Consider the following 6,037-nt stretch of genomic DNA (forward strand, 5'->3'; position numbering starts at 1 on the left):
TTTAATTTCTATTGTCTTCCTATAATATCCACATTATTCTTTACATATAGGAATTATTTTCATTCCACTTTGAACTATCTATATATATAAAGAAAGATAGTCACCTGTTAGGGAAAGGCTTTCGTATTATTATAAATATAACAAAAGAAAAAGCACGCTTATAAGCGCACCATAAGAGTGCTTCTTCATACAATTCTCATGTAAGAGTTCTCGAAAATCATGTTAATCACAAAGAAAAGACATTAGCTCATAAAAGCTAATGTCTTTTCTTTATTCATATTGTTCAGCATTCCACTCTTCTATATTCCATACTTTTGTTATCCACGATTCATAGAAAGAAGGTTCATGTGAGACAATTAAAACCGTTCCTTTATATTGTTGTAACGCTTCTTTTAAAGCCATCTTAGTTTCTACATCCAAATGATTAGTCGGTTCGTCTAAAATTAAAACATTGCTTTTCGTTGCGATGAGTTCACATAAACGCACTTTCGTTTGCTCTCCACCGCTTAATAAACGAATAGGTTTTAATACGTGTTCTTCTTTCAATCCACACTTCGCTAATACTTGGCGCACTTCTTTCTTTGTCATATCTGGTCGTTCTGCCCAAACTTTCTCTAACGGTGTTATTTCTGAAGCAAACTCTTCCTGTGCAAAATAAGCAGGATTTACTCGTTCCCCAACAAAAATTGAACCGCTTAGCGGCTTTATTTGACCTAATAACGTCTTTAACATTGTCGTTTTTCCAATACCGTTATGACCAACAACAGCTATCTTTTCTCCTTTTTTCACTTGTAAATTCAAGCCTGGAAATAACGGCTCACTATAACCCACTCTTAGTTTCTCAGCCTGTAATATACGACTTACTGGTTCATTATAAACAGTAAAAGCAAAACGGGACCGAGGTATATTATTAACCTTTTCAACCCTTTGCATTTTCTCCAATACTTTCTCTCGACTTTTTGCCTGTTTTGCTTTTCGAATCTTATTTTTTTGAATAAATGTTTCTAACTGAGCAATTTCTTTTTGTTGTTTCACATACGCCGATTGTAATTGTTTCCTTTGTACTTGGTAACTTTGTAAAAACTTTTCATAATCCCCTACATATCGCTTAACTTTTCGTTCTTCTACATGGTAAATGACATTCGTAATATTGTTCAAAAATACTTCATCATGCGAAATGATAATATAAGCTTTTTCGTACAGTTTCAAGTACGATTGCAACCATTCTATATGTGCTGTATCTAAATAGTTCGTTGGTTCATCTAGCAATAAAACATCAGCTTTTTCTAGAAGAAGCTTTCCTAGTAATAACTTTGTCCGCTGTCCTCCACTTAACTTTGAAACATCCTTTTCCAATCCTATTTCAAACAGCCCTAAACCAATTGCCACTTCTTCAATTTCTGTATGAATTTGATAGAAATTAGAGTTTTCCAATATAGTTTGTAACTCTCCATACCTTACTAACAATTTTTCTACTTCTACTGCTTCAGCCATCTCTTCTGCAATTTTTAACATTTCATATTCAATCGCATACAAGTTAGAAAATGCACTTTGCAAGTATCCTTCAATTGTTATCCCTTCTTGTAAATCTATATGCTGCTGCAAAAATCCAACCTTTACATGTGGAAACCATTCAATGTTCCCATCATCATGTATAAGTTCTCCTGTTAAAATTCTTAGCAGTGTTGATTTTCCAATCCCATTTTTCCCTACTAACCCAACATGCTCCCCCTTTAATAATCGAAAGCATGCATTATATAAGATGGTTTTCTCACCATACGAATGACTTAAATTTTCTACTGTTAATATACTCATTTTTTTCTCTCCTTTACTTATCGTCCATAAGCTAAATAGAGAGACCAACAGTATGAAGCCTTATTAAATTATGCATATAAAAATGGGTAAGGTGAATACACCTTACCCATTACATATTATCGTAAAAAAGGATTAAGGTTCTTTACCTGCTGTCTTCAATTTAGCTTAATCTTAAAAAATGGGCAGACTTCTCCCATATCAAGCTAAAACCATTTGAAGAACAGTTGATAAAGTCATTTTATCCTTTCACTCCTTTAACATTTGTTATATTAAGAGTATAAACTACTCTGTTATATTCTATTCTCTATTTTCCCTTTTGTTCCTTCTCCATCTTTTCATATTCTAAAAAAAGCCTCTTAACAGTAATTATACTAAAAACTGTTAAAAGGCTTTTTCTATTTTTTCATATAAGGAGCTAACACACTTAAAATCTCTTCTTTATCCTTTTTTAATTCGAGTGATGTTAACATATCCATCGTTCTCAGTCTAGGTAATTTCACTTGTACCTCGCCAACTATTGACGCTGGTCTTTGAGATAAAATAAATACGCGATCTGAAAGCAAGATTGCCTCATCTAAGTCATGTGTAACCATAACGATTGTTTGCTTCTCTTGATGCCAAGAGTTTAAAAGCCAGCTATGTACTTCCATTTTTGTAAATGCATCTAACTTTCCAAAAGGCTCATCAAGCAGCATAATTGGCTTTTCACACAAATATGTGCGCAGAAAACTAATTCTTTGACGCATACCACCAGACAATTCATCTGGATAATGGTCTGCATATTCATCTAGTTCGAACTGCTTTAATGCTTCCATTCCTTCTGTCAGCCTTTGTTTTTTCGGCTTTCCTTCAATTTCTAACGGAAGAACGATATTTTGCAAAGCTGATCGCCACGGTAGTAATAAATCTTGTTGTGGCATATAACTAACAACATCTTGCTCTTGTACTTGCTTATCTTTATACGTTACGTTCCCGCTTGTTGGTTTCTCAACATTTGCAATCATGTTTAATAATGTGCTTTTCCCGCAACCACTCGGTCCTACAAAGGAAACAAACTCTCCCTCTTGTATAGAGGCACTAATATTCTCTAATACATTCTTTCCGTCGAAAGATTTCACTATATTTTTTATTTGTAATCCGCTCATTTTTCACTTGGAAGGAATTCATTTGTAAAAGCATCTTTTACATCGATTTTCTTTTTAATAACTTTGTTGTCATATAAGAAATTCATGTAATTCGTCCAAATTTCTTCCTTCTGTACTCCCCATGCTTTCGCATCATCTTGATACTTCGTACTTAACCATTTCTGGCTTTCTTGAACTAAATCTTTATTTACATCTGGAACAGCTTTAATTAGAATATCAGCAGCTTCTTTCGGTTCCTTAATTGCAAAATTATAACCTTCTGTTGTTGCACTCATAAACTTTTTCACAAAGTCTTTATCTTGCTTCGTATGTTTTTCACTCGTAATAATAACAGGACTATAGAAATCAAGCGCTGGGTCTAAGTCTTTCACCATAATCGTATTTAACTCTTTTCCTTGGCGCTTCGCTTCAATTCCATCCCATCCGTAATAAATCCATTCAAAGTCTGCATCACGGCCGATTGATTTAAAGAAATCGGTTTGTCCTAAGATGATTTTTTCAACTTTATTAAAATCAGCTTGATGCTTATCCATAATCGTCTTTAATGTCGCTTCTTCTGCTGGTCCTCCCCAGCCGCCGTAACGTTTACCTTCAAAATCTTTCGGTGACGTCATATTATCTTTCTTAAGTGATGCAAATGCTGAAGTGTTATGCTGAATAATCGCTCCGACAGATACAACAGGAATCCCTTCCACACGAGCCAACGTTACATTTTCTTGTGCGCTTATTGCGAAGTCAGCTTTTCCTGATGCTATCATTTGCTCTGCTGTTACATTGTCACCCGGTTGAATAATTTCTACATCTAATCCTTGCTTTTTGTAATAATCTTTCGTTTGTGCTACATATAAGCCAGTATGATTCGTATTTGGAAACCAATCTAATACTACTTTTACTTTTTGATCTTTACTTTTACTTTCTTCTTTCTTCGCCGGATTACATCCAGCCACACCTACCGCTAATAAGGCAGCTAACATAACTTTCAAACCTTTTTTCATTTTCTGCCGTCCTTTCTATATATCCATGGTGCTGTTATTCTTGCCATAAACTCTACGATAAAATACAGGCACAATGTCACCATAACGATGATTGCTGCAACACCAAATACTCGAGCAGTCAAAAATGATTTTGTAGCCCTCGTAAGCATAACGCCTAATCCTTCACTTGCACCGAGCCATTCTCCGATAATTGCCCCCATTACGCTATATGTAACTGCAATTTTTAAGCCTGAGAAAAAGTATGGAAGCACTGCTGGAAATTTTACTTTCTGGTAAACTTGCCATTTCGTCGCCTTCATTGTTTGTAACAGCTTCAACATGTTTTTATCTACTGTTTGAAAACCTTCTAAAATACTAAGCGCAATTGGGAAGAAACAAACGAGTATTACGACCATTACTTTCGGCAACATCCCATATCCAAACCAAATAATAAATAGTGGTGCAAGTACAACAATTGGAATTGTTTGCGAAATAACGAGCAATGGATTTATTAAAATACGAAATAACGGTATAACGTCCATAATAATTGCGATGCTCGTCCCCAATAAAATTGCAAAGAATAGTCCAATTATAACTTCCTGCAGTGTTTGCATCGTATTTGGTAATAGTAAATCTTTCATCCCAATTAATTCTTGAACAATGGCAGAAGGCTTTGGTAAAATCCACGGTTCGATTTTAAATAATGAAACAGATCCTTCCCATATCGCAATGAGAAGGATAAGCCAAATAGTTGTAATAAGTTTAGATTGCTTCTGGTTTTGCATATTCATCACGGTACTTCCAAACCTTTTCATCTATCGTTACACCAGTGCTTGGACGATAATGGATTTTAATAGAAGTAATCACTTCTTCTGCTCCAGCATCGACGCAAGCTTGTTGTGCACGTTTAACGACATCAAGAAGTACATCTAATTCTCCTTCCAAAGTTGTTTCCATTGCCCCTACTTCATAACGAACTCCCGATTGTTGCACAACTTCAATTGCTTTATCGACAACAGAATATACATCTTTCGTTTTCGCTTGTGGTACTACTGAAAATGACATTGTAACTTGTTGTGACATAATAAAATCCCCCTTATAAAATTAAATTTCAAAAATAAGAAAAGGCTTTCCTACTGCGTAGGAAAGCCTTGTATGCAAGTTATTATAGAATAACATATGCTACATCACTTTAAGTAACTCCCTACGCTGGCATTATCCAGATCAGGTTGAGGGTCGATGTTTACTTACATCCTCTCAGCCAATTGGCTCCCCGGTCCTTAATTCGTTTTCATTGTAGCATGATTTATTTTATTGAACAAACAAAAGCATGCATAATCATTTCATTATTTTTGGAAAATAACCAACTTTTTCACCATGAGCTAATAACTGCTGTATAAATTCTTTATTAATTGCTGGTACTTTCAATTCTTTTTTCTTAATCCATTCATTCGTTCTACGCGTACCCATTACAATTTCAGATTGCTGCGCTCCATCTCCTGCAACTTGAGAAGCAATTAACTCTGCTATTACTTCATTTCCCTTTGCTAATTCAAGTCCGGCATTTTCATATTCTGAAAGTGTAACCAGTTCAAGATTGTATCCACACTCTCCAATTAGCTGTATAAATTGTTCAAACTCAATTTGATGTGGATGACAAATATGTAACGTCTCTCCTACAATTTGCGAATCTTTTAAATACGATACAATTGATTTACTAGCAAAATCAATTGGTGTGAAATCAACTTTCCACTTCACATTTGGTGCTTTCCCAATTAATAGCATTGTTTTAATAAGACGATAAAATGCGTTTCCTTCAATATTTTGTTGGAACGAACCTGTTTCTGAATGACATGCTAAATTACCTGCACGATAAATATTTCCGCGCAAACCATTTTTCATTGCTTCACGAACAATGTTTTCCGCTTGTAGTTTACTATTTGAATATACATTCTCTAAGTCTACACTGTAATTAAAATCACCAGTTTTCATGTATGTATCCCATTGATCTACCGCTAATTCTAACGGGATACCAATTGTAGAAATAAAATGGAATGTAGCACCTTTCTCCGCTAATGCTAGCATACGGCTAGTTCCTTGGAC

Annotated in this window: 6 protein-coding genes and 1 riboswitch; all 6 genes read right to left on the reverse strand. The window is 34.9% G+C overall.

The window, feature by feature from the left end:
* Positions 1–270 precede the first annotated feature (270 nt).
* Positions 271–1,815: an ABC-F family ATP-binding cassette domain-containing protein gene (locus MR160_RS32375; RefSeq protein ID WP_242299094.1), complete on the reverse strand. Its 1,545-nt coding sequence runs from the start codon at positions 1,813–1,815 to the stop codon at positions 271–273.
* A gap of 395 nt (positions 1,816–2,210) precedes the next feature.
* Entirely contained in the window at positions 2,211–2,960 is a 750-nt protein-coding gene (locus MR160_RS32380; protein WP_000016082.1) for an ABC transporter ATP-binding protein, read from the reverse strand.
* On the reverse strand, positions 2,957–3,955 hold the full coding sequence (locus MR160_RS32385) for an ABC transporter substrate-binding protein (RefSeq protein WP_000715561.1): 999 nt from the start codon (positions 3,953–3,955) through the stop codon (positions 2,957–2,959). Before MR160_RS32385 ends, MR160_RS32380 begins: the two co-directional genes overlap by 4 nt.
* Positions 3,952–4,725, reverse strand: a complete 774-nt coding sequence (locus MR160_RS32390; protein ID WP_001057166.1) for an ABC transporter permease — start codon at positions 4,723–4,725, stop codon at positions 3,952–3,954. Before MR160_RS32390 ends, MR160_RS32385 begins: the two co-directional genes overlap by 4 nt.
* Complete coding sequence (locus MR160_RS32395) at positions 4,697–5,017, reverse strand: MTH1187 family thiamine-binding protein (RefSeq protein WP_000082906.1); 321 nt, start codon at positions 5,015–5,017, stop codon at positions 4,697–4,699. Before MR160_RS32395 ends, MR160_RS32390 begins: the two co-directional genes overlap by 29 nt.
* Before the next feature lie 101 nt (positions 5,018–5,118).
* Positions 5,119–5,220, reverse strand: a riboswitch (TPP riboswitch).
* Between the two features lie 52 nt (positions 5,221–5,272).
* On the reverse strand, positions 5,273–6,037 hold a 765-nt coding region (locus MR160_RS32400), incomplete at its 5' end, for an SDR family oxidoreductase (RefSeq protein ID WP_242299095.1).

It is taken from the genome of Bacillus cereus group sp. BfR-BA-01382 (assembly GCF_022663475.1).
GTDB lineage: Bacteria > Bacillota > Bacilli > Bacillales > Bacillaceae_G > Bacillus_A > Bacillus_A thuringiensis_S.